We start from the raw sequence: 23,540 nt of genomic DNA, 5'->3' as shown, positions 1-23,540 counted from the left end.
AGGACTCCCCATGACCGCTTGGACTCCCGACGAGCTCACGCGCATCGGCGAAGCCGAAGAGTTGCGGGTCGCCTCCCGCCGAGCCGACGGCACCCTGCGCCGGTTCGTGACGATTTGGGTTGCACGGGTCGGCGACGACATTTATGTTCGCTCGGCTTATGGACCAGACAACCCGTGGTTCGTGCGGGCGCAGGCCAGCGGAACCGGGCGCATCCGTGCGGGTGGCGTCGAGCGTGATGTCGCGTTTCTCGAAACGGATGCCGCGGATGCCGACACGCACGCGGCCATCGACGCCGCGTACCACGCCAAGTACGACCGCCATGGGCCGGCGATCGTCGGCACCGTCGTCGGTCCGCAGGTGATGGCGACGACGCTGCGACTCGTTCCCGCCACCTGAGTCATGGCGCCAAAACATCCCGTTTACGCATGTTCCGCACCAAAACATCGAGTTTCACATCGGTTTCGCCGCAGCATGATGATTTCGCGCGGCCACCAATGACGAAAGCCCCGGCGTCCTATGCAGGATGCCGGGGCTTTCGAAGAGAGAGGTTACTGGACGGGCGTTCGAGGCGGCGGCTGGCGCAGGACCCTGCGGAGGTAGCGCTCGTATTCGTCGAAGTCGATCGGATTGAACAGGCGCGTGACCACGATGAGCACGAGCACGAGTCCCACGAGGACGAAGTACGTGGTCGTCACCTCAACGACGCCGTGCTGCAATGAGCTGGCCGGCACACCGAAGGGCAGCCGGTTCACGTACGTCGGATCCACGGCACGGCCGGCGAACACGGTGTGGACACCGAGGACGCCCCACAGGATCGCGACCAGCGTGAAGACGATGAAGCCCCACACGTCCGACGCCCTGCTCCACAGCACCCGCGCCTTGCGCAATGTGAGCTGGTACTGGAGCCCATCGTTGACGCTCAGGAGCTGGAACATCCACGCCCACATGATGAGAAAGAGCATGTTGATGCCGTCGAAGGTGCCGATCCCCAGCTGAGCGATCCTCGGCGGGATGTACAAGCCGGCACCGCTGGAGATGCTCAGAAGAACGAATGCTCCTCCAGCCACAACCACGGTAATGGCGAGGAACAACCGACCCTGCACGCGGCTGTTTCTCCGCAGCCGCGCGCCGTCAGCGGATTCCGCCCACATCCCAGCCCCCCGCCTGAATGGGTCCGGCTTGCGAGAGAACCTCTGCTGACCGAACGGGACATAGCATAGCCCCACTTTTACGCAGGTCGATAGGGGCCAAAGACGGCATTCGCCAACGCCTCGATAGAGCGGAGCTTTGGTAATACCCGATCAAAAAAGAAAGACCCTGTGACCGAGAGGAATCCTGGTCAAAGGGTCTTTATGTGTAGCGGGAGCGGGAATTGAACCCGCGACACCACGATTATGAGCCGTGTGCTCTAACCAACTGAGCTACCCCGCCGTGACTATGACCCAAGCCTAAACCTGCATCCAGCCTGAGCCCCCTGTGGGAATCGGACCCACTACCTCTTCCTTACCAAGGAAGTGCTCTACCAATGAGCTAAGGGGGCAAAGTTCCAAAAGAACTGCGCCCGAATTTCGGCAACCCATAGAGATTATCATCACTTCGCACCCTCAAATGACCGTTCGGCGCCTTCGGGGCCGAACTCGGGCAAATTGATGCCCGACAGCGCCCACGCGGTGAAGGATGGACTACCGGCAACGGATGCCGTCGGCATGCGAAACGGGGGTGGCGATCATGATCGCCACCCCCGTTCACTCCTCCGCCGAACTAGCCGAGGTTGTTCCAGAGATCGCAGTTGTGCGACTTCTCGAACGAGGTGATCATCTTCAGGCCACCGGCCGACTTCGTCTTGAGTTCGAGAATCTGACGCTTGTCCCCGAATTCCTTCCATTCGGGTGCGCCCTTGAGCGTCGGCTCGCCGGTCTTCATGAACGACAGCCAGAGCGAGACCATCTGGTCGCCGAGGGCACGCTGCTCATCGTTCAGCGAACGCTGCGCGGCGGTGTAGTTGAACAGACCCTGCAGTTCAGTGGTGTGGGTCGCTCCGAGCTCCAGCGTCGACGGCGGGAAGGGGTCTCCCAGCGAGCGCCATCCCGGCACGGTGCGATCAGCGAACTCATAGAAGTGCACCGAGTTGCCGGCCTTCGCGAAGGTGTCGGCGCCGACGACCGTCGGGCAGGCAAACCCGGCGTCGCCGTGCACCCAACCCAACGGGAAGATCGGGTCTTCCCCGGCGTCGGCGGGGTAACGTTCCAAGACCTTCGGAGCGAGCGGGCCGAATTCTCCGGCGATACGGGCCTCGTAGTCTGCGGGCGCCAGCGGGTAGCTGCCCGACTCGAAACCGATCCATTCGTCGCGGGTGACACCGACGATGAGCGGAACATCGGCCAGGGTGCCGGCGGCGGCGGCCGCAAGCACATCAACCGGCTGGTCTGGCCCGCCACTGACCGGCTGTGCGAACCCGAATCCCGACGCTGATCCGACGACTGTCGATGCGGGAACCGCACGGAGGCAGGCCGCGTCATCCGCCGCACAGCCCCACTGGGCTGCATAGGCGGTTGTGTCGGCGGGAGTGTCGCCGAGACCGCACGCCATCGACTGAATCACGGCCTTGTCGAAAAGCCCCTTCGCCGTCGGTGAAGCGAGTTGGAAGCAGACCGACCCTCCGCCGGCGGATTCGCCCACGATAGTGACGTTGTCGGGGTCGCCGCCAAAAGCGTTGATGTTGTCCTGCACCCAACGCAGCGCCTGCTGCTGGTCAAGCATTCCCCAGTTTCCTTGAGCTCCGAATTCGCTCTCGGCAGCCGTGGCCGGCGAGGCGAAGAAGCCGAACAGTCCGACCCGGTAGGCGGGGATGACTGCGACAGCATCACCGGTCGCCGCAAAGTTGCGACCATCATAAATGTTCGGGGTGCCGCCGGTGTAGCCGCCACCATGCAAAAACACCACGACGGGCAGCTTCTTGTTCTTCGGCTTGTCCGGCGAGTACACGTTCAGGTAAAGACAGTTCTCGCTCAGTGATCCGTCGGAGTCGCCGTTCACCGTCTGCGGGCAATCCGGACCGGGCTTCGTTGCGTCGAGCACGCCCGCCCACGGTTCGGGTGCCTCGGGTTCGTGCCACCGCAGGTCGCCGACCGGAGGCTTGGCATAGGGAATGCCCAGGTATTCGATCGTGCCCGTCGCGGCAGCGCCGGTCAACGAACCCTGTTCGATTTTGATCGTCGCCCCGGCGGCCGGCTTGCTGCCCTGAGCCGGGTCGGCGGTGGCGCATCCGCTGAGGAGGAGCGCTGCCACAGCAGCGACACTCGCCACCGTCGCGATCCTGCGTTTCATCTCTGATCGCATTGCTGATTTCTACTTCCTCGTAGTGAACTGTCGTGATTTCCGACACTTCCCGACACGTTACTAACCCGTGCTTTGATCGGTTTTCACTATGTTGCGAGGAATCCACATTGTTACGAGCTTGATACAGAGTGAACGTCGTTCACAGCCGACTACTACGACGTCGACACATTGATGCCCGGCAGCGCCCACGCGGTGAACGACGGACCACCGGCGGTGAGGCGGATGTCCCCGGCCGACACCGTCAATTCGGCCCCGCCGACGAGCGGCTCGGCCACGTCCGCTCCCCCGATTGCCTGCCCCGACAACGTCACCGTCGCCCCGGCCCGGGCGGCGAGAATAAGCACCGAACCCTCGGCCGATTCGCGCACAAACGCCACCGCGTCGTCGCCAACGTGCAGCCAGCGGATGCCGCCACCGTTCAGCGCGGCTCGGGCAGCCGGGTGCTGGGTGCGCAGCCGGATGAGCGAGGAGTAGAGCTCGATCGTGGCCGCGACCGTGGGGTCGTCAACCGTCTCCCAGGGAATCGGGGTGCGCGACTGCTCACCGTCGAAACCGACCAGACCGAACTCGTCGCCCGCGAAAACCACCGGGATGCCGGGCAGCGTGACGGAGAGTCCGAGGGCAACCGGCACCGTTCCCGGTCGGGCGCTCGTGCGAAACCGCGGGGTGTCATGGGTGTCGAGGGCGTTCATGGTGGCCAGCCGCGTGCGCCAGGGGAACCCGGCGGCAAAACGAACATGAGCCCGCCAGAACTGCTCGCCGGTGTACTCGGGCACCCGTCCGTCGACGAAGCCGATACCGCCCTCGGCGGGGCTGCCCGGCTCACTGAGCCAGCTCCAGAGCGGCCGGGTGAACGGGGCGTAGGTCATTGCGCCGTGCCAGGCATCACCTTGAAAATCACCCGACGCGTCGTTCGTGGACTCACCGAGCAGAATCGTGTCGGGGTTCACCTCGAGCATGGTGCGCCGAATCGTCTGACGCACTTCGGCGTTCAGGTCTTCGTTGCCGAGCCGGCCGGTCATGTTCGCCACGTCGATGCGCCAGCCGTCGAGATGAAAGGGGGCGCCGAGCCAGCGGGCGACCACCGAGTCGTGCCCCTCGATGAACCGGCGGCGGAGCTCCTCCGAGTTCCAGTTGAACTTCGGCAGGCTGGACACGCCCAGCCACGACTCGTAACCCTCGTTCTCGGCGTCGCGCCAGTAATAGAAGTCGCTCTCGGCGGCATCCGGATGCCCATGGGCGGCAACGAACCACTCGTGGCGGTCCCCGGAATGGTTGCTGGTCAGATCTCCGATCACCTTGAACCCGCGCTCGTGCGCGGCCTCGATCAGGCGGACGTACGCATCGCCGCCGCCGAGCAACGGGTCGACCTCGTCGAAACTCGACGCGTCATAGCGGTGATTCGACCCACCGGGAAACACCGGGGTGAGGTAGATCAGGGTGACGCCGAGGCGCTGCAGGTGGTCAAGGTGCTCCCGGATGCCGTCGAGGTCGCCACCGTAGAACTGCTGCCCACGGGTCGTCAGGTTCTCATCGACCGGGTCGCCCCATGCCGACGGGATGGCCCACTCGGGCAACTCCCTGTCGTCGGCGGCGACCGATCGCCCGAACCGGTCGGGGAAGATCTGGTACATCACGCTCGAGGCCGCCCACTCGGGTGCCGCGGCACCGACCACGAGCTTGAAGTCCTCCGAATCAAGGGTTTCAATGTCGTGCAGCCCCGACGCGTTCAGCCACCACCGCGCGCCGTCGCCGAGTTCGATCACGAACCGATAGCCGTGCACCGGGTTCTCTACCTCGACCTCGGCTTCCCACCAGTCCCAGCCGTGCTGCGTGGCCACGACGGATGCCGCGGCGAAGCGGGGCTCACGGTTCGGGTTCGATCGCGTGCGCACCCAGGCCACCGGCCCGAACGAGTGCGGGATGCGCACCCGCACTCGCACCAGGTCGCCGAGCGCGGGCTCCTGCGTCGACACGTACACCGGCGATCCATCGTGGTGAGGCTGCAACATGGGTGGAACCTTACTTGACTGATCCGGCCGTCAGGCCACCGACAATGTACTTCTGCAAGAACAAGAACAGGGCCATCACCGGGAGTGCCGCAATGACGGCACCGGCCGAGAACGCGCTCCAGTCTGCATAGTTGGGGTTCGAGACGAGCTTGTAGAGGCCGACCGCGAGGGTCTGCTTCTCCGGGTCGATGAGCAGCACGCTGGCCACGACGAACTCGTTGGTGGTGCCGATGAACGAGAGCAGCGCGACGACGGAGAGAATCGGGCCAACCAGCCGCAGGATGATCGTGAAGAAGATGCGGGCGTGCCCGGCGCCGTCGATCTTCGCCGCCTCGTCGATCGATGACGGCACGGTGTTGAAGAAGCCGTACATCAGGTAGGTGTTCACCCCGAGGGCTCCACCCAGGTAGACCATGATCAACCCGATGTGGGTGTTCAGCCCGATCGCCGGAAAGATGTCACTGATCTTGCTCATCACCAAGAAGATCGCCACGACCGCCAGAAGCTGCGGAAACATCTGCACGAGCACGATCGTCAACAGCCCGGTGCGGCGCCCGGTGAAGCGCATCCGCGAGAAGGAATACGCGGCGAGGGCGCCCAGAAAGACCGTGGCGAGGGCCGTGATGCCGGCAATGATCAGCGTGTTGACGAACCAGGCGGCGAAGGGCTGATCCGGATTGTTCAGCAGCCGCTCGTACGCGCCCAAGCCGATCGTGGAGAAGAGCGCGTTCGACCCGGTGAGGGTTCCGGCCGGGTTGAGCGACGCGGAGAGCACGTAGAGCAACGGGAATACGGAGAACACGACCATGATGACGCCGATGAGGTGCCGCCACCCCGTTGCCCGGAACCAGCGGCTGAAGTTGAACGGACGCCGGGTGGAGACGGACTCCCCTGACTCTGTGGTGATGACGGGCATTAGTTCAGTTCCTCCAACGCCTTCGTTTTTCTGAAGCTGACGATCGCGATGACGGCGACCAGAATGAAGATGATGATCGAGAACGCGCTCGCCAGGCCGTAATCACGGGTTTGACCGGTGAAAGCGACCTTGTAGACCATCGAGATCAGGATGTCGGTGGATCCGACATTGACGCTCGCCGCCGCGTCACGTGGCCCGCCGCCGGTCAACATATAGATGAGGTTGAAGTTGTTGAAGTTGAAGGCGAACGACGCGATCAGAAGCGGCGCAACGGTCACAAGCAGCAGCGGCAGTTTGATCAGCCGGAACACGGCCCACGGTCTGGCGCCGTCGACGGTGGCCGCCTCCTCGAGTTCCTCCGGRATCGACTGCAGCGCCCCCGTACAAACCAGGAACATGTAGGGGAAGCCGAGCCACAGATTGACGAACAAGACGCTGAACTTCGCCAGCGTGGGGTCAGTCAGCCACGGGATGGAGGCGCCCCCGAGCAAGACCTGGTTGACGAAGCCGAAGCTCTCGCTCAACATTCCGGCCCAGACCAGGGCGGAGAGGAAGGCGGGAAAGGCGTACGGAAGGATCATCGCGACGCGATAGAATTTGCGCCCGCGCATCCGCTTGTCATTGAACACGATCGCCAAGAAGAGGCCGAGGAAGAAGGTCGAGGCCACCGAGACGAGCGCGAAGACGAACGTCCAGATTGTGACGCTGATCAGCGGACCACGGATGCTCTCCTCGGTGAACGCCCGAACAAAGTTGTCGAATCCGACATTGACCTTCCAGCCCGGAAGCAGCTGGGTGCCGTCGGGGGCCGCGAAGGCGCCTTCACCGGTGTCCGTGTAGACCGTGCCAGTGGTGACATCCGTCATGGTGTCTGCCGTGGCATCGTATTCGAGCGTCGAACTGTAGACGTAGGCGCTGCTGCCGTCAGGCGTGCGGAGCGCGCCATCGTTGGGATCGCTGGAAAACGGCACCGACATCGCGGTGAGTTCATCGGTGCGTTGGAGCACCTCAGCGAAGTTCAACGTGGTGTAGCCGTCGAGCGCGACGGCCGTGCCGCCCTCCATCGTGGCGTCGTCCATGGGCTCAAGGGGCGTCTCGGCGTTTCCGACACTCACCTCTCCGTCGGGATCGGTCACGAGCAGGTTGAGCTGACCGGCCCGGTCGAGCACGGTGACCGCGTAGGTCGGCGAGTCGGGAACCCGCTCGAGTGCCGAGTTCATCAAGGCGGAGACGGCCTGGTCTTTGTCGGAGTTGTGGCCGGTGCTGTAGTTGGTGAAGCCGATATAGCCGGTGTACCCGATGACGAAGATCTGAAAGATGACGAGGAAGATCACACCGGGCGTCAGGTACTTGGCCGGCAGTTTGCGCTTGGAGAAGTAGATCCAGTTGACCAGGACGGTCACGACGGCCACCAGCGCGCCGATCAGCCACTCCTTCTGCGCGAACAGAATGAAGAGGGCATAGACGGCGATGGCGTCGACGAGGCCGAGGGACACGATCTTGATCAGCAGGGTTGTGATGCCGACGGATGCCGAGTCCGCGATGCGTGCAGCCCGCTTCTGCTGTGTGGTCGGCGGTTTCACGGGGCCGGCGGCGACGGCTTCCTCTTCTTCAAGGGTGGTGCTCATGGTTCGTACTTTCCCAAGTCTTGTTCTGGCGGAGAAAAGCCCCCGGGCTGCCGTGTACCGGCGACCCGGGGGCTTCAGGTGATGCTGTTAGCCGATTGCTGCCTGCACGTCGGCAGCCAGCTTCTGCCAGGTGGCGACCGGGTCGGCACCGTTGATGATGGCTGCCTCTGCGATGCCCCAGTACTGCCAGACCTGGCCCATTGCCGGGATGGCCGGCATCGGAACCGCGTTGGCGCCCGCTGCCGCGAATCCTGCGACGATCGGGTCTTCAGAAGCCGTTTCGGCCGCTGCGGTCAGTGCCGGGAGAACGTTGCCTGATTTGAAGAGGGAGAGCTGCACATCTTTAGTGGCGATGTAGTTGACGAGGAAGTCGTTGGCGGCAACCTTGTTCTTGCTCTGCTCGTTAATGAAGAAGCCCTTCACACCGGCGAACGGCTGTGCCGTCTCGGGGCCGGGGCTCGGGATGGCGTCAACGGCCACGTTGATGCCGGCATCCGTCGCAGCGCCGACGTTCCACGGGCCGGTCAGCCAGAATGCCGCCTTGCCGCTCGTGAAGGCTTCCTTCGCGATGTCGCCGGTGATCTCGGTGTTGAAAACGCCGGTTCCGTTCTTGCCCTGGCCGCCGAGCCAGGTCGCGAATGCCTCGCCACCGGCGTTGCCGAGCTCGAGCTTCGTGGAGTCGTAGCCGCCGGATGCGTCGGTGCCGAAGACGGGAGCGCCGAAGCCGGTCTGGAACGGGTAGAGGTGGTACGGGTTGCCGTCGGTGCCCTGCTCGACGACGAACGGGTAGGTGACACCTGCCGCGGTGCCCTCTGCGATCATCTCGTCATAGCTGGCCGGTGCGGTTGCGGCGAGGTCGGCATTGCGCAGCAGCGCCAGGTTCTCGACCGCGTACGGCAGCTGGTAGACCTTGCCGTCGTAGGTCGCGGCGTTGATGGCGACGGGCAGAAAGTCTGCAGCCTTGTCGCCGAGTTCGATCGGCGAGACGACGCCGTTGGTGACGAGCTCGCCGAGCCAGTCATGAGCGCCCATGACGACGTCGGGGCCCTTACCGGTCGGAGCCTGCTGGATGAAGTCATCCTTGATCTTGGCGACGTCTTTGGAAACGAGGTTCACCTCGACGCCGGTCTTCTTCTGGTATGCCGCTGCCGCGTCCTTCAATGCGTCGACGCGCTCGGCGTCAACCCAGACGGTCAGGGTGCTCGAGGATGCTGCAGCGCCGTCTCCAGCACCCGCCCCCGCTGTACTAGCTGAGCATCCGGCCAGGGCCAGGGAGGCGACGACCGCAACTGCACCAGCAGCACGCAAGCCCATCTTTTTCACCGTCATTGGTGTTGCCTTTCGTAGAGATTGCCGCAAAACTGCAAGCGATTACATTTATAGCCTCTCAGTTCGGCCTTGACAAAGCAAGGAATAGAGATCGAGATCAGTTCGTGACAATTCCTCGTATGCGAACTAGTGCAAACGCTTCCATTGCTGAGTGGATGCCGTAGTGTGTCCCTCATGACAGGCAACACAGAGTGGTGGAGAACCGCCGTTATTTATCAGATCTATCCGCGCTCGTTTGCCGACGCCAACGGCGACGGAATGGGAGACCTGGCCGGCATCACCCATCGACTTCCGGCGCTGGCTCAGCTGGGCATCGACGCGATCTGGCTCTCGCCGTTCTACACCTCGCCCCAGCGCGACGCCGGATACGACGTCGCCGACTACTGCGATGTCGACCCCCTCTTTGGCACGCTCGCCGACTTCGACATGATGCTCACCGGGGCGCACGCCCTCGGCATCCGTGTGATCGTCGACCTCGTTCCGAACCACACCTCCAGCGAGCACGCCTGGTTCCAGGCCGCCCTCGCCACAGGGCCCGGCAGCGAGGAACGCGGGCGCTACCTCTTCCGTGAGGGCACCGGCGAAAACGGCGAACTCCCACCGAACAACTGGGAGTCGGTCTTCGGCGGCGAAGCCTGGACCCGCGTGACCGAGGCGGATGGCACGCCGGGGCAGTGGTATCTGCACCTGTTCGACACCACTCAGCCCGATCTCGACTGGAACAACCCCTGGGTGCGCGAGCAGTTCCGCGACATCCTGCGCTTCTGGCTCGATCGCGGCGTCGACGGGTTCCGCGTCGATGTGGCTCACGGCATGATCAAGGCCGATGGCCTGCCCGACTACACGCCGCCGGCCGAAGGCGGCAGCATGGGTGGTGGCAGCGCCACGCTGGAACCCGAGATCAGCGCCGAGCCGCCGGCACCCGCCCCCTACTGGGCTCAAGACGGCGTGCACGAGATTTACCGCGACTGGCACCAGCTTCTTGCCGAGTACCCGGGCGACCGGGTGCTCGCCGCCGAGGCCTGGGTCGACCCGCTTTCCGAGGTTGCCAAGTGGGTGCGGCCCGACGAAATGCACCAGGCCTTCAACTTCGCCTACCTCGAGACCCCGTGGAATGCGCCGGCACTGCGCCATGTGGTCGACGAGTCGCTTGAGGCATTCGGCGCGGTCGGAGCCCCGAGCACCTGGGTTCTTTCCAACCACGACGTGGTGCGCCACGCCTCCCGGCTTGCGCTGACCGCAGAGAACCTGCAGGGGCACGGAATCGGGCCGAAGACCCCTGGCCTGCCCGACCCGGCACTCGGCCTCCGCCGGGCGCGTGCCGCGACCGCACTGATGCTGGCGCTGCCTGGCTCCAGCTATCTCTATCAGGGTGAGGAACTCGGGCTCCCCGAGGTCATCGATCTCCCCGACGCCGCCCGCCAAGACCCCACGTGGTTTCGCACGAACGGTGAACGCTACGGACGTGACGGATGCCGCGTGCCGATCCCGTGGACGGCCGACGGCGCCTCGTATGGATTTGGCCCGACAGCGGCGAGCTGGTTGCCGCAGCCGAAGGAGTGGGCACTTCTCGCCCGCGACGTGCAGGTTGACGTACCCGGCTCAACGCTCGAGCTGTACCGGCTCGCGCTCCGTCTGCGTCGAGAGCACCAGCTCGGCTGGGGAAACGTGAACTGGCTGGATGGCTTCAGCGATGAGGTCGTCGCACTCACGAATGGTACGGTCACGGTGATCGCCAACACGGGGGCGACATCCGTCACCCTCCCGGCCGGAAAACAGCTGCTCGCGAGTGGGCCCCTCGACGGCGATCTACTGCCGGGCGACACCACAGTATGGTTAGCTATGTGATCGATCCGCGGCGACTGCTGATCCTCCGGGCATTCGTGCTTTCGGAGTCGGTGACCGCTACGGCGAGCGCCCTGCACCTCACGCCGTCTGCCGTGTCGCAGCAACTCGCCGCCCTCGAACGCGAGGTCGGCCAAGCCATTGTTCTGCGCACCGGCCGTCGGTTGAAACTGACACCGGCCGGCCGAATTCTCGCCGAGCACGCTGAGGAGATCAACTCGCGGCTGAAGTTGGCGGAGGCCGAGTTGGCCTCTCACTCAGAGGGCACGCTGGGTCAATTGTCGATTGCCGCTTTTCCGACGGCCATCAGCTGGGTCGTCGCCCCGGCCATCGTCGAACTGCGCGCCGTCGCACCCGGCATCCAGGTGAAGGTGGTCGATGCGGAGGCTCATATGAGCCACCGCATGCTGATGCGCGGTGACGTCGACATGACGGTGAGTCTTGAGTACAACGCCGATCCCGAGCGGGACTCCCCGGAGATCTTGAAGTTTCCGCTGTACATCGAGCGATTCAAGGCGGTAATTCCACTCAGCCATCCGCTCGCCGATTCGACCGACGGGATCGAGCTGACGCAACTGCGTGACGACGGTTGGATCATGCCGTCGCCTGGTAACCCGTGCCGCTCGATGGTGCTGCAGGCGTGCGCAGAAGTTGGCTTCCATCCCGCCATCTCGCATGTGTCAGATGACTACCGCGCAGCGATTTCCTTGGTCATCGCCGAGGCGGGGATCTGTCTGGTTCCGGAATCTGCACTCACTGCGACGGACTCCGAGTGGGTGTCGGTGCTTCCGACCCGCGGCATCGCGCCGCTTCGCAAGGTGACGGTGGCCGCGCGCCGCGACAACCAGGGGCATCCGGTGATTCAGGCCGGTCTCGACGCGATGCGGGCCGTGCTCACTCCTGCAGAATCGGAAGCGCACGGCCCACTCGCCCGTTCCGACACCATCAACGTCGAGTAACGCGCCGATGCCGGTGCCGTCGATGATTCAGACGGAAGGGGAATTCTCGGCCAAGAAACGGTCGACGTGCCGGTGGTACTCATCGCCGCGATCGCGTCTCACACAGTGGTGCGCACCCTCGATGACCACGACGTCGAAACCGGGAGCGACCGCGTTCAACAGGTCCCGGCTGTGGCGATCGACGATGACGTCACCGCTGCCGGTGATCAGCATCGCCGGCACTCCCGCTGGGCCGACGGTGATCTGGCGCGCCGTGGGAGTCCAGAACCGGCGCTTCTCGTGAAGCCGGCGAGCCATGTATTCGTTGTCGACGTTCTTCATCGCTTCGGCGAGCGGACGCAGCTCCGACTCCGGCCACGCCGCGTTCTGACTGCGCTGCATTGCGACGAGCTCGTCGAGGGACATCGTGTCGGCATAGTCAAACGGGTCTTCAAGGCGTGGTTCGACGCTGAGCCAGGGATTCGGCCCGTCTTCTGGCACCCACCACGGCGGATCCTCGAGGACGACTCCCGCGACGAGGTGCGGTGCATCGGCGGCGACGAACGCGGCGATGCGTGCCCCCATCGAGTGACCGACGATCAGTGTCTTTCTGCCGGATGACTCCAAGAGATCGCTCAGGATGTCGATAGCGTCGGCCACCATGACGTCGGTCGAAGGTATTCCCGCGTGTTCCGGCGCCATCCCCGGCGATTTCCCGTGACCGCGGGCATCAGGAGCAACGATGTTAAAGCTGCCGCCCCATCGATCGACGGCGTCGCCCCAGCACTCCCCCGATTCGACAGCGCCATGAAGGATCAAGACTGATGGCGCCTCTGATGCGCGACGACCGTACTCTCTGACGAACAGATCAGTTCCCACTTATTCTCTTCCAGTCTCTAGGCAGACGGGCGCGGAACGGCCCGTTCATAGTTTGATGGTTCAACAGCCACGTCCTGCGGATTGTGGCACGCGACTTGATGTTCAGTGCCGCCGAGCACGGGTGTGACGGTGCGGCAGATTTGCTGGACGAATGGACACCTACTCGCAAACGCGCATCCGCTCATCAACGTCAGCGGGCTGGGCAGATGCCCGCCGACGGCGCTCGGCTTCGCGGGTTCGAGGTCAGCTTCAGGAGTCGCCGCCACCAGCGCCTGCGTGTAGGGATGCCGGGGCGCGTCGAAGATGCGATCGGCTGAGGCGACCTCGACGATTCGCCCGAGATACATCACCGCGACCCTGTCCGTGTACAACCTGATGACGGCGAGATCATGGCTGACATGGAGAAACGAAATCCCATGGTCACGTTGCAGGTCGGCGAGCAGGTTGAGAATCTGCGCGCGCACCGAGACGTCGAGTGCGGAGGTCGGTTCGTCGGCGATGATGAGCTTCGGCTTGAGCGCGATCGCTCGGGCAATGGCGATGCGCTGAAGCTGACCGCCCGAGGCCTCATGCGGGTAACGACGCAGGTAGTCGCGCGTCAAACCGACCGATTCGAGCAGAGCGACCAGCTCGGAGACGGAGACCGGCTCACCATGCGCACGAAAGACGTTCTCGAGAATCTGCCTCACGTTCTGCCGGGGGTTCAACGATGCCAACGGATCTTGGAAGACCATCGCAACCGTGCGACGAAGCGCCCGGAGTTCCCGATTCGACAGCCGGCTCACGTCCTGCCCGGCAGCGACGACCCGGCCGGAGGTCGGCCTCAGCAGTCCGTTCGCCAATCGGGCCAGGGTGGATTTTCCGGACCCCGACTCGCCAACCAGTCCTACTCCCTCGCCCCGCCCAACGTGCAGGCTCACCTCGTTGACGGCGTAGACGGAACTGCGCCGGGCAGTGAGTCCCGCGGCTCCCCCGAATCGCTTGGATACAGCGGTCATCTCCAAAATTGGATCGCTCATCGGGCGCCCTCCTTGACCGGCAAGTCGCTGAGATGGCATGCCGCTCGATGGGCGACGACCGGGTCGCTGCCCTCCCGAGGAACCGCGATCGGTGCCTCGTCGTGACAGCGATCTCCGACGAGTCCTTTAAACGAACAACGCGGCGCGAAAGAGCATCCGTCCGGGGCGTCGGGAAGCGAGGTGGGAACACCGGGGATCGCGACAAGACGCCGCCGGGGCGCACCGCGATCTAGGCGCGGCGTCGCGGCCCGAAGTCCGGCCGTGTACGGATGCGCCGGCTGTTCGAAAATGTCGCGAAGGCTGCCGGTTTCGACTTCTTCCCCTGCGTAAAGCACCAGAACTCGGTCCGCCGCCTTGGCCACGACGCCGAAGTCGTGGGTGATCAGCAACATCGCCATGCCCATCTCCTGCTGGAGCCGCCGCATCAGGTCGAGAATCTGCGCTTGGACTGTCACGTCGAGCGCCGTCGTCGGTTCATCGGCGATGAGCACCGCCGGCTCGTTGACCAGCGCCATCGCAATGACCGCACGCTGCCGCATCCCGCCGGAGAACTCGTGCGGATACTGTTTCGCCCGGTGACGAGGCTCCGGGATGCCGACCCTGTCAAGCATCTCAACGGCGCGCTCGAAAGCGCGGGCCTTGGACACCGTCGCGTCATGGAAGCGCACCGCCTGAATGATCTGCTCGCCGACGGTGAGATAGGGGCTCAGTGCCGAGAGAGAGTCTTGGAAGACCATGGCGATGTCGCTGCCACGAATCCGCCGCAGCGCCTGTTCGTCGGCGGCGAGCACATCTCGCCCGTTGACCAGGATGCGTCCCGTCGCGCGTGCCGTCGCCGGAAGCAATCGCATGGCAGCGCGACCGGTGATCGACTTTCCCGAACCGGACTCCCCGACCAATGCCAACGTCTGCCCGCTCGGAATCTCCAGCGACACGTCCCGCACGGCTTGAACGGTTCTGCCGGCGACGGAGAACGAGATGGAGAGTCGGTCAATGCTCAATGCGATATCAGGCACGTCGGATCCTCGGGTCGAGTAGCGGAAGCAGAAGATCGGCGACGAGGTTGCCGATGATGATCAAGAAGGCTGAGAACAGGGTGATCCCGACGACGAGGCCCAGATCAGACCCCGTCACTGCGGAGAGCAGCAGGTCGCCCAATCCGTGAATGCTGAAGACCTTCTCGGTAATGACCGCACCGCCCAGAAGCGCAGCAAGGTCGAGGGCGAACATGGTGACCACCGGGATGAGGACGGCCCGCATGGCGTGAGAGTGCACGCGTCGACGTGGCGCACCACGCGCCGTCATCGAGACCAGGTGGTCCGCCGATAGTTCGCCGAGCAGCTGATTCCGGGTGATTCGGATGTAGCTCGCGGACAGCATGATCGAGAGAACCATCCACGGCCCGATGAGATGCCAGGCCCAGAGCCCCGGAGACTCGGAGAAGGGAACGTAGCCAGAGTACGGCAGCATGTTGAGGTTGAATCCGAAGAACTGCACGACAAGCAGACCGATGAGGAATGTCGGCACCGAGAGCCCGAACAGCGCGAATCCGGTCGAAAACCTATCGATTGCCCCGCCGCGACGAATCGCCGCGAGTGCGCCCAAGCCGAGTCCCACAATGAGGCAAAGAATCGCTGCCCCGATCGTCATCGACAGGGTGACCGGCAGCCGTTCCCAGATCAGGGTTGTCGCATCCGTCTGATTGGGAAAGGAGTAGCCGAAGCACGGTGCGTTGCAGTTGACCTGTTGGGCGCCCTCGCCGTAAGTGCGACCGAGAACGAGGCCCTTCAGAAATTCGAGATATTGCCACAGGATGCCTTGATCGGTCTGCATGTAGGCGCGCACTTTGGCCAGGGAATCTGCGCTGCACGGTTTTCCGCACATGGCCCTGGCCGGATCCCGCGAGGCTCCGAAGAACAAAGCGATGGTGACGAAAGCGATCGACAGCAGCATGACAACCGCGGTGGCGATTCGGCGTAGAACATAGAGGATCATGAGTGCTCCTCCATCTGCACATCGAGAACATCACGCAGGGCATCGCCGGCCAGGGTCGCCCCCAGAACGATGCAGAAAATGACGGCGCCGGGAAAGAGCATGTACCAGACATCGGCGCCGCTGTAGATCCAGGGAAGGGAATCGGCAAGCAGCTTGCCGAGATCAGGCACGTCGCCGCGCAGTCCGACGCCGAGAAATGAAAGCCCGGCGACGGCGCTGACGTTCGCCGGCAGCGACATGACGAAGAGCACGACGATCAGGCTGAGCAAGTGCGGAAGCATCTCCCGGCGAATGATCTGCCAGGGCGGAGCACCAGACGCTCGGGCGGCCTCAAGGAAATCGCGCGCGTTGATCGCCGCAGCCTGGGCGCCGATGATTCGAGCTCCCACCGGCCAGCCGAAGAAGGCGAGCACCAGCACCAACAGGAGCTCGCGCGGAAATTCCGGCGGCACGAGCACCATGATGGCGATCACGAACATGAGTCCGGGAAAACCGAACATCAGGTCGATGACTCGGCCCATCGCAGACCTGAACCATCCGCCGAAGAAGCCCATCGCGGTTCCCAGCAACGCCGCGATCGCGATCGAGATCAGGCTCGCTCCGAATGCGATGAAGAGGGAGGAACGGATGCCGTAGACGATCTGGGAGAACAGGTCGTTGCCGGTGACCGGCACGACGCCCAGCCAGTGTTCGGGGCTGACACCGCCGAGCGCCCCGAGAGGTCGCCCGCCATCTGGATCAAGCGCGTCGGTATGAAAGGAATAGGGATCTTGGCCTTCAAGCGCCGCCAACAGCGGGGCGAGAAGCCCCGCCGCCAGCGGCACCGCGAGCAGAACCAGCCCGATCATCCCGGAGCGCTTCTCAGCGAATCTCCGCGCGATCGATCGGGACCGGACCTGCTCGCTCGCGGTGTCAGTGAGCGACACCGACAACCATTTCGTTGACGAACGGGGGGTACGCCGGAATGAAATGGTTGAGTATGTTCGACCCGGCAAGAGCTTGCGTGCGCTGCACGAGGATCGGAACGATCGGGGCGTCCTGCATGATCTGCTTGTCGATATCAGCCCACATCTTGTTCGCCTTGTCCAGTTCGGGCTCCGAGATGGCACGCTCCATGGCCGCATCGACCTCCGGGTTCGAGTACTGCGACGCGTTGCCACCGCCATTGCCGATCGCGCTGGTGGCGAAAAGCGGCTGGATATTGCTCATCCCGCTCGGGAAGTCAGCTCCCCAGCCCGACGTCGTCATGTCGTAGTCGCCGCCGACGGTCGAGACGAGTTCGAACCAGCTATCAGAGTCGAGGGCATTCAGCTCAACGGTGATCCCGACCTTGGCCAAAGAGTTCTTGATGCTCTTGGCTTCCTTCTCCTCAATCGCGCTGACGTCGGCTGGGTAAGCGAGCGAAAGGGTCAGCTCCGAGACACCGGCATCGGCGAGCAGTTGGGTGGCCTTCTTGACGTCTCCGCTGGGTCCACCGTCATACAGGTTGAAGGGGGTGTAGCCGGGGAGTCCGGGGGTCATGATCGTCGAGGTCAGTTCACCACCGAATTTCGGGCCGCCGTAGACGCTCTGAAGCTCCGACTTGTTGATGGCGTAGTTGATTGCTTGACGCACCCGAAGGTCTTGAAGTGCGGGTCTCGTGCTATTCAGCGCTATGTAGCGCAGGTAGCCGGACGGGCTGTTGGCGAGTCTCGAGGCGATGCTCGGGTCGGAGGAGATCCGTTGGAATTGCGAGGGCGAGATCAGGGCGTTGCTGATCGCATCTTTGTCGTCTCCCTTGTCGTCGACGAGGCGCTGCACGATCGTGTCGTTGTTGAGTCCCATGTCGATGATGATCTTGTCGGGGCCGCCGAACCGAGCCCGGTCGGTTTTCGGGTCCCAGTAATCGTTCCGCACCAGCACGGCCTGCGAGCCCTTTGCGAAGGATTCGATGCGGTAAGGGCCGCTCGCCACTGGATTCTCGGCATACTTTGCCGGGTTGGTGTCGGCCGATTGCGGTACCGGCGAGAACGCCGGCATGCTCACGATCCATGGCCAATTGCCGAACGGGCGAGTGAGGTGGAAAACGATCGTGTGGTCATCGACGACCTCGATCGAGTCGAGGCTCTGGCCGTCATACGGTCCCTCGTAGCTGTCACCGCCGACGAGCAGTGTCTTGTGGTAGCCGAGACCGCCCTGGAACATCGGGGCGAACGACCGCTCGATCCCGTACTTCAGGTCTTGGGCAGTGATCACCGTGCCATCTGAGTACTTCAGCCCGTCTTGAATCACGTACGTCCACGTCTGTCCTCCGTCCGAGGTCGTCCCTGTGTCGGTGGCCAGGTCGGGCACGAGTTCCGTGTCTTGATCGGGGAACGTCTTCCATGACGTGAGGCCCCGGTGCACCCAGTGGATGCGGCTGGTCGCGACCATCTGCGCACTGGCCGTCTCAAAGCTCTCGTTGGCTCGGCGAGACAGGTAGTGAAGGGTTCCGCCCTCCGGAACAGAGTCCATGGCGGTGTGATTGTTCTGCGGTGCAACCTCGGTTGCATCCGTGGTATTCGCGTTGCACCCGGCGAGAGCGACAATTGTGGCCAAGGCCAGGGCTCCGCACAACAGCTTCCGTGAACGATTCGGCATGTGATCGCACTTTCTGTCAGTTCTGGTCACGACGGAGAAAACCCCGCGAGTTGGTATCAGGACTGCCAGTTTGTTCGGCACAGCTGCTCAGCGTCCATCGAGCCTTTCTGCACATGACTGTGAAGAAAATCTAAACGAACGGGAGGATCGCACTAGCGACTCTATGCCACCAGAGGCCGGAACGAAAACGCAGGCTGAATTGCGCACTGCCCCTCTGCACTGCGATCGAAACGTCAACGATGAGTGCGAGTCAGCCTCAGCGTCGAACACAAAAGGCCCGCACAGGGCGGGCCGGGAGCAGTCAGAGCGGGTGCGGCTAGTTGGTGTTCTCGCGCAGCCAGACCAGCGGGTCTGTCTTGGTTCCGTTGATGCCGCCGAGACGGATTTCGAAGTGCAGGTGGGGACCGGTCGACATACCGGTGTTGCCGGTCTTGCCGATTACCTGACCGACCTTGACGACGTCACCGGTGTTGAACAGCATCGAGCCGTGGATCATGTGCGCGTAGACGCTGGTGACCGTCTTACCGTCGATGACGTGGTCGATCATCATGTGCACGCCGAGGCTGCCTTCGCCGTCTTCGGCAAGGCTCACAACGCCGTCGGCGATGGCCTGGATCGGAGCGCCGATTCCCGGGTTGAAGTCCTGTCCACCGTGATTCGACGAGCAGCCGGCGCAGTCGCGGAAGCCGAAATGGTCGCCGACGTGCACACCGACAGCGAACGGCCACTGAATCGTGCCGTTCGGGTTGTTGGTGAAGGTTGCTTCCAAGCGGATGCCGCTGGCGGCTGCGACCTCGGCGATCGACTTCGACTCGTAGCCGTCACGCTGCACGGTGATCGTGCCGGCGCCAGCGGCGACATTGATCTTCTGGCCCTCGACTGACGTCGGCGCCTTCATTGCGAGGGCCGCGGTCTGCACGTCGGCCGACGATAACAGCGCTTCAGCCGGAAGCGAGGTGGAGACGGTCATTAAGGCGACGACGGCGAGCACAGCCATGCTGGCGCCCTTGGCGGCCAGTCCTTTGACACGCCCAGCGGTTGAGCGCGGCGGCCGGGAGGCCGGGGCGATCGAACGAGTGGGGGTCCAGGCCGGTGCGGCGGGGCGAGCAGACTCGGCCCGTGCGGAGGTGGAGTGGGAGGTGCGGTGCGCTCGTCGTGACGAGCCGGGCGCCGCGGCGGCGGCGCGGGTCGGCTTGCCGGCGGTCTTGCTTGCCGGCTTGCTGGTCGGCTGAGCCGTTGCGGCTCGGCGTGCGGAACGTCGCTCAGAGACGCGCTCTTCCGGCACCGATTCCGACCGGGGGGCCAGTCGTTCGGTCGTCGGGAGCGTCGACGCAACCGGAAGCAGAATCTCGGTCGTGTGAGTGTTTGCCGAACTGTCGATCACGGCGATCACGGCCGTCGACGTCGTCAGCTCGGCGGTCTCGGGCTGAAGCACGGGAAGCATCTGACGTTCGCGCTCGCGAAGCTCGCGGCGAGTCAGGGGAGGATTCTCTGCTGTTTTGAGGTCATCCAGGGCCGACACGAGGGTGTCTGGCTCAGTGGAATGACGTGTCAAAACGGGGAATCTCTCAGAGTTGGTTGACGTATGAAGCGCGTCTTCTGGCCAACGCCAAAAGTAACGAAAAATAACGGAACCTGACGAGGCTATCCCGCGAAACCTGAGAATTCCAACCGAGCGGCACCAAATCACCCCGGAAGAGGGGGTACGGGCCAGTCGGATTCGTCCCGCGTTCGAGGGGCACCCCACGGCTCGCCCCGGAATCCCGGGGCCGACGACGGGTGCAGAAACTAACTCAGGCTCTCATCCATAAATTCTGTGAAAAGTTGCGACAGGCGGGGTTCGAAGCGAGCGTAGAGGTCGGGGGCCGCCGCGATCACGAGATCGTTGCCCTCCCGATCCTCGCCGAAGGCACCGACCCGCGCTCCCGCTTCGCGCGCCACCAACGCTCCAGCGGCGTGGTCCCACGGGCTGAGTCCACGTTCGTAATAAACATCCAGCCGCGAGGCGGCCACCGAGCACAGATCGAGGGCCGCCGCCCCCATCCGACGGATGTCCCGCACCTCGCCGATCAGTCCGGCCACGACCTGCGCCTGCCGCACGCGACGGGGCGCCGAATACCCGAACCCGGTGCCCACCAGGGCCAGCGGCAGCTCGACTCCCGCTCTGACCTGCAACGCACGTTCACCCAGGAACGATCCGCCGCCGGCCGAGGCGGTGAACAGTTCGCCGGTGGCCGGGTTGAGCACGGCGCCGGCGAGCGTGGTCCAGGTCGCCGGGTCGGCGTCTCCCTCGACGACGGCAATGCTCACCGCATAGGAAGGAATGCCGTAGAGGTAATTGACCGTGCCGTCGATCGGGTCGACGACCCAGGTCAGACCGCTCGAGCCCGCCGTGGCATCCGATTCCTCGCCGAAGAAACCATCGTTCGGTCGCGCCTTAGCCAGCAACCGGCGGATGAGCACCTCGCTCTCCCGGTCGGCATTGGTGACGATGTCTTCCGGCGACGATTTCGAGGCGGCGATGTCAACGCCTTCGGCACGCCGGGTGCGCACGAGATCTCCTGCCGCGAGGGCGGTGTCACGGGCGAGGTTCAGAAGCGCTGCTGCTGGAGGTGTCGTCATCCACCCACGCTAGCGCGCAATGATGCGAGCCGGCCAAGCCGGGAGCAGCCGGGATCCGATCGACCCTGGCGCACCATCCGGTGCTCGGGGACGGCGCAAGCGGCCCCCCGGCCGCTGCGCCGAATTCGATGCTTCCCCCACATCGAACCCCTTAGTACGACCGTACTACACGGGGTGGGTAATGCGAGAATCGTGCAGAGTCCGGCGTCACACGCGGCGGTCTAGGTACTTGTCGACGTCGGCAACGCCCACGATCGGCAGCACGCGAGCGAGCATCTCCTCGATGCGTTCCGGGAGGTCGTCCCGGCCGGTCAGCCGTTGCGATGTCTCCTGCACGCCGGTGAACGTTGCGACGAGGTGCCAGCCCTCGCGGTCGAAGTCGAGGCCGGGCGGAATCTCACCCGCTGCGGTCGCTTCGCGCAGCAGCTCAGCCATCTTCGCCATCCATCCGACATACGGGGTGGGGAAGGTGACGGGAATCAGTTCGAACTCCCGCACCAGCCGCACCGCCGCCCGCACCCGCACGTCATCACGGAACGCCGCGGCAACGCTGCGGATCGACGCGACAATCGCGGCGATTCCGCTCACAGGCACCTCGCCCTGCACATTGGCGAACGGCGCTTGCGAGAACGCGCTCTGCACGATTGCCACAGCGAGGTCAGACTTGGCCTTGAAGTAGTACTGAACCAGACCCTTGCCGGTTCCCGATTTCTCGGCGATGTCGCCGATCGAGGTGCCGGCGTAGCCGCGTTCGGCGAATTCGATGGCCGCGGTGGCGAGGATGCGTTCGCGCGTCTCACTGGAGCGGGCGCCCGGTGTCGACACGGTTGCCTCCAGAAACTACGCGAATGGTTGAGAAGAAACATTACGCGCAGCGCGGCAGCAGCCAGTACAAGACAGGCGCTCTCTCAGCGGACGGTCGGCGGATTCATTGCTGACCGATCAACTGCGACATGGCCTGCGCGGCCTTGAGCCCGGATCCGGTGAGCACGACGACCGTCGTCTCCCCCGCGGTGATCAGCCCCGTGTCGAGAGAGTGCAGTGCCGCCGCGAATCCGAGGGCTCCCGTCGGTTCGGTGAAGAGACCTTGTGTCAGCAGGTGGCGCAGCGCAGCGACGATGTCACTCTCCGACACCGCGTGCAGCCCACCGCCGGACGCCCGTATCGCGGCAAGCACCTCCCGGTCGCGCACCGGGGCGCCGATCGAGGCGCCCTCGGCGATCGTCGGCGACCAGCGGTCAAGCCGCCCGCTCTCCACGCCGGCCGCCCCGCGCTCGAACGCCTCGACCAGGGGCGCACAGTTCGCCGGTTGCGCGGCGAAGATCCGCGGTATCCGTTCGATAGAACCGGCGCGGAGCAGTTCCCCAAAGCCGAGCGACAGTCCCAGAACGAGGCTGCCGGCACCCGCAGGAACGACGACATTGTCTGGAGCGACGAAACCGAGGTCCTCCCAGATCTCGTAGCTCATCAACTTGACGCCCTGCAGAAAGGCAGGATGCCAGTTGTGACTCGCGTAGAAGACAGAGAGGGCCCGGCGCTCGGCCTCGGCCGCCGTCTCGGTGCGCGTGCCATCGAATTCCTCGACCGTGGCTCCGTACAGCAGGCTCTGCTGCTGCTTGGCCGCCGAGGTGCCGCGCGGTACGAGAATGTGCGCGTGCATCCCCGCGGCCGCCGCGTACGCCGCCGCGGAGGATCCACCGTTTCCGGAGCTGTCTTCCAGAAAATCGTCGATGCCCAGCGCCGCGAGGGTGGAGATGAGCACTGACATCCCGCGGTCCTTGAAGCTCCCGCTCGGATTGAACCACTCAGTCTTCACCCGCAGCTCACCGAACGTGGTCCCCACAGTGAGGAGAGGGGTGGAACCTTCTCCGAGGGAGATTTCGCGCGAGAAGAGTTCCGGGAGCGCCGCGCGGTAGCGCCACTGCGATCGCTCGGAGCGGTCGATCTGTTCGGGACGGATGCCGGGCAACTCCGACGGCATCAATGGGCTCCCGTCATCACCACGCCATCGTGGTTCGGTGAGGGGATATCGTCGTCCGCTCCGGTCGAACACGAACGGACCCTCGGGCATGCGATCCTCCGGTCTCTGTTTTTCCGTCACGACTGGAGCCTACGACCGACAAACGAAAAACCCCGGAATCGCAGTGATTCCGGGGTTTTTGTCGTGGTGGCGAGTGAGGGATTCGAACCCCCGAATGCTGAGCAGTCTGATTTACAGTCAGATCCCTTTGGCCGCTTGGGTAACTCGCCAATGCGCACCCGACCTCGTGTAATCACGGACCGGAGACGCGTTGACAAGGATACAAGCCACAGGGCATTTGAGGAAATCAGGAATTCACGGCGATTCGCCTCCGCCTGGTCTACGCACGATCTGAAGCCACACCTCGATATGATTCCT

The 23,540-nt window shown here is 64.0% G+C and carries 19 protein-coding genes and 3 tRNA genes; 3 read left to right on the top strand and 19 right to left on the bottom strand.

The genetic code is table 11. The features are described 5' to 3' along the window. The first annotated feature begins 10 nt into the window (after window positions 1–10). Window positions 11–397, top strand: a complete 387-nt coding sequence (locus AB4Y63_RS03170) for a DUF2255 family protein (RefSeq protein ID WP_441789579.1) — start codon at window positions 11–13, stop codon at window positions 395–397. A gap of 152 nt (window positions 398–549) precedes the next feature. Here the strand turns inward: AB4Y63_RS03170 and AB4Y63_RS03165 are convergent, their stop codons facing one another. The 8 genes from AB4Y63_RS03165 to AB4Y63_RS03130 all read right to left on the bottom strand — a co-directional run bounded on the left by AB4Y63_RS03165 (window position 550) and on the right by AB4Y63_RS03130 (window position 9,225). Next, entirely contained in the window at window positions 550–1,104 is a 555-nt protein-coding gene (locus AB4Y63_RS03165; RefSeq protein WP_441789578.1) for a hypothetical protein, read from the bottom strand. Window positions 1,105–1,358: 254 nt separating this feature from the next. Next, a tRNA-Met gene (locus AB4Y63_RS03160) sits at window positions 1,359–1,432 on the bottom strand. A 37-nt stretch (window positions 1,433–1,469) separates the two neighbouring features. Further along, window positions 1,470–1,541, bottom strand: a tRNA-Thr gene (locus AB4Y63_RS03155). A gap of 221 nt (window positions 1,542–1,762) precedes the next feature. Continuing rightward, a complete protein-coding gene (locus AB4Y63_RS03150) occupies window positions 1,763–3,340 on the bottom strand; it encodes a carboxylesterase/lipase family protein (protein ID WP_441789577.1) in 1,578 nt (525 codons plus the stop codon). 152 nt (window positions 3,341–3,492) lie between these two features. Then, window positions 3,493–5,352 carry a glycoside hydrolase family 13 protein gene (locus AB4Y63_RS03145; protein ID WP_441789576.1) on the bottom strand — a complete coding sequence of 620 codons (1,860 nt, stop codon included), beginning with the start codon at window positions 5,350–5,352 and terminating at the stop codon, window positions 3,493–3,495. A 10-nt stretch (window positions 5,353–5,362) separates the two neighbouring features. After that, a complete protein-coding gene (locus AB4Y63_RS03140) occupies window positions 5,363–6,268 on the bottom strand; it encodes a sugar ABC transporter permease (RefSeq protein ID WP_441789575.1) in 906 nt (301 codons plus the stop codon). Then, window positions 6,268–7,896 (bottom strand): ABC transporter permease subunit, encoded by a 1,629-nt coding sequence (locus tag AB4Y63_RS03135; protein ID WP_441789574.1) that lies wholly within the window; start codon window positions 7,894–7,896, stop codon window positions 6,268–6,270. The genes AB4Y63_RS03140 and AB4Y63_RS03135 overlap by 1 nt, the downstream gene beginning before the upstream one ends. An 87-nt stretch (window positions 7,897–7,983) precedes the next feature. Continuing rightward, window positions 7,984–9,225 carry a sugar ABC transporter substrate-binding protein gene (locus AB4Y63_RS03130; RefSeq protein WP_441789573.1) on the bottom strand — a complete coding sequence of 414 codons (1,242 nt, stop codon included), beginning with the start codon at window positions 9,223–9,225 and terminating at the stop codon, window positions 7,984–7,986. Between the two features lie 174 nt (window positions 9,226–9,399). Between AB4Y63_RS03130 and AB4Y63_RS03125 the strand changes: the two genes are divergently transcribed. Together AB4Y63_RS03125 and AB4Y63_RS03120 are read left to right on the top strand one after the other, a co-directional pair. Next, window positions 9,400–11,073 carry a glycoside hydrolase family 13 protein gene (locus AB4Y63_RS03125; RefSeq protein ID WP_441789572.1) on the top strand — a complete coding sequence of 558 codons (1,674 nt, stop codon included), beginning with the start codon at window positions 9,400–9,402 and terminating at the stop codon, window positions 11,071–11,073. Beyond that, entirely contained in the window at window positions 11,070–12,029 is a 960-nt protein-coding gene (locus AB4Y63_RS03120; protein WP_441789571.1) for a LysR family transcriptional regulator, read from the top strand. The genes AB4Y63_RS03125 and AB4Y63_RS03120 overlap by 4 nt, the downstream gene beginning before the upstream one ends. 27 nt (window positions 12,030–12,056) lie before the next feature. Here AB4Y63_RS03120 and AB4Y63_RS03115 read toward each other — a convergent pair whose 3' ends face one another. The 11 genes from AB4Y63_RS03115 to AB4Y63_RS03065 form a co-directional block, all read right to left on the bottom strand. Then, on the bottom strand, window positions 12,057–12,887 hold the full coding sequence (locus AB4Y63_RS03115; RefSeq protein ID WP_441789570.1) for an alpha/beta hydrolase: 831 nt from the start codon (window positions 12,885–12,887) through the stop codon (window positions 12,057–12,059). Window positions 12,888–12,904: 17 nt separating this feature from the next. Further along, the gene (locus AB4Y63_RS03110) at window positions 12,905–13,906 is read right to left on the bottom strand and encodes an ABC transporter ATP-binding protein (protein ID WP_441789569.1); all 1,002 of its coding nucleotides are present in this window, start codon (window positions 13,904–13,906) and stop codon (window positions 12,905–12,907) included. Next, window positions 13,903–14,922 carry an ABC transporter ATP-binding protein gene (locus AB4Y63_RS03105; RefSeq protein WP_441789568.1) on the bottom strand — a complete coding sequence of 340 codons (1,020 nt, stop codon included), beginning with the start codon at window positions 14,920–14,922 and terminating at the stop codon, window positions 13,903–13,905. The genes AB4Y63_RS03110 and AB4Y63_RS03105 overlap by 4 nt, the downstream gene beginning before the upstream one ends. Continuing rightward, window positions 14,915–15,901: an ABC transporter permease gene (locus tag AB4Y63_RS03100; protein WP_441789567.1), complete on the bottom strand. Its 987-nt coding sequence runs from the start codon at window positions 15,899–15,901 to the stop codon at window positions 14,915–14,917. The genes AB4Y63_RS03105 and AB4Y63_RS03100 overlap by 8 nt, the downstream gene beginning before the upstream one ends. Next, on the bottom strand, window positions 15,898–16,749 hold the full coding sequence (locus AB4Y63_RS03095; protein ID WP_441789566.1) for an ABC transporter permease: 852 nt from the start codon (window positions 16,747–16,749) through the stop codon (window positions 15,898–15,900). The genes AB4Y63_RS03100 and AB4Y63_RS03095 overlap by 4 nt, the downstream gene beginning before the upstream one ends. Before the next feature lie 64 nt (window positions 16,750–16,813). Beyond that, entirely contained in the window at window positions 16,814–18,520 is a 1,707-nt protein-coding gene (locus tag AB4Y63_RS03090; RefSeq protein ID WP_441789565.1) for an ABC transporter substrate-binding protein, read from the bottom strand. A gap of 316 nt (window positions 18,521–18,836) precedes the next feature. Further along, complete coding sequence (locus tag AB4Y63_RS03085) at window positions 18,837–20,075, bottom strand: peptidoglycan DD-metalloendopeptidase family protein (protein WP_441789564.1); 1,239 nt, start codon at window positions 20,073–20,075, stop codon at window positions 18,837–18,839. Window positions 20,076–20,308: 233 nt separating this feature from the next. Then, window positions 20,309–21,142 carry an inositol monophosphatase family protein gene (locus AB4Y63_RS03080; RefSeq protein WP_441789563.1) on the bottom strand — a complete coding sequence of 278 codons (834 nt, stop codon included), beginning with the start codon at window positions 21,140–21,142 and terminating at the stop codon, window positions 20,309–20,311. Between the two features lie 207 nt (window positions 21,143–21,349). Then, window positions 21,350–21,967, bottom strand: coding sequence for a TetR family transcriptional regulator (locus AB4Y63_RS03075; RefSeq protein ID WP_441789562.1), 618 nt, complete (start codon window positions 21,965–21,967; stop codon window positions 21,350–21,352). A gap of 103 nt (window positions 21,968–22,070) precedes the next feature. Then, window positions 22,071–23,123 (bottom strand): threonine synthase, encoded by a 1,053-nt coding sequence (locus AB4Y63_RS03070; protein WP_441789561.1) that lies wholly within the window; start codon window positions 23,121–23,123, stop codon window positions 22,071–22,073. A gap of 184 nt (window positions 23,124–23,307) precedes the next feature. Continuing rightward, window positions 23,308–23,392, bottom strand: a tRNA-Tyr gene (locus tag AB4Y63_RS03065). Between the last annotated feature and the right edge of the window lie 148 nt (window positions 23,393–23,540).

The sequence above is a fragment of the Leifsonia sp. YAF41 genome (genome assembly GCF_052113185.1).
Classification (GTDB): domain Bacteria; phylum Actinomycetota; class Actinomycetes; order Actinomycetales; family Microbacteriaceae; genus Cryobacterium.
Note: the sequence above shows the minus strand (reverse complement) of the source record. Positions and strands in the feature narration are given on the sequence as shown.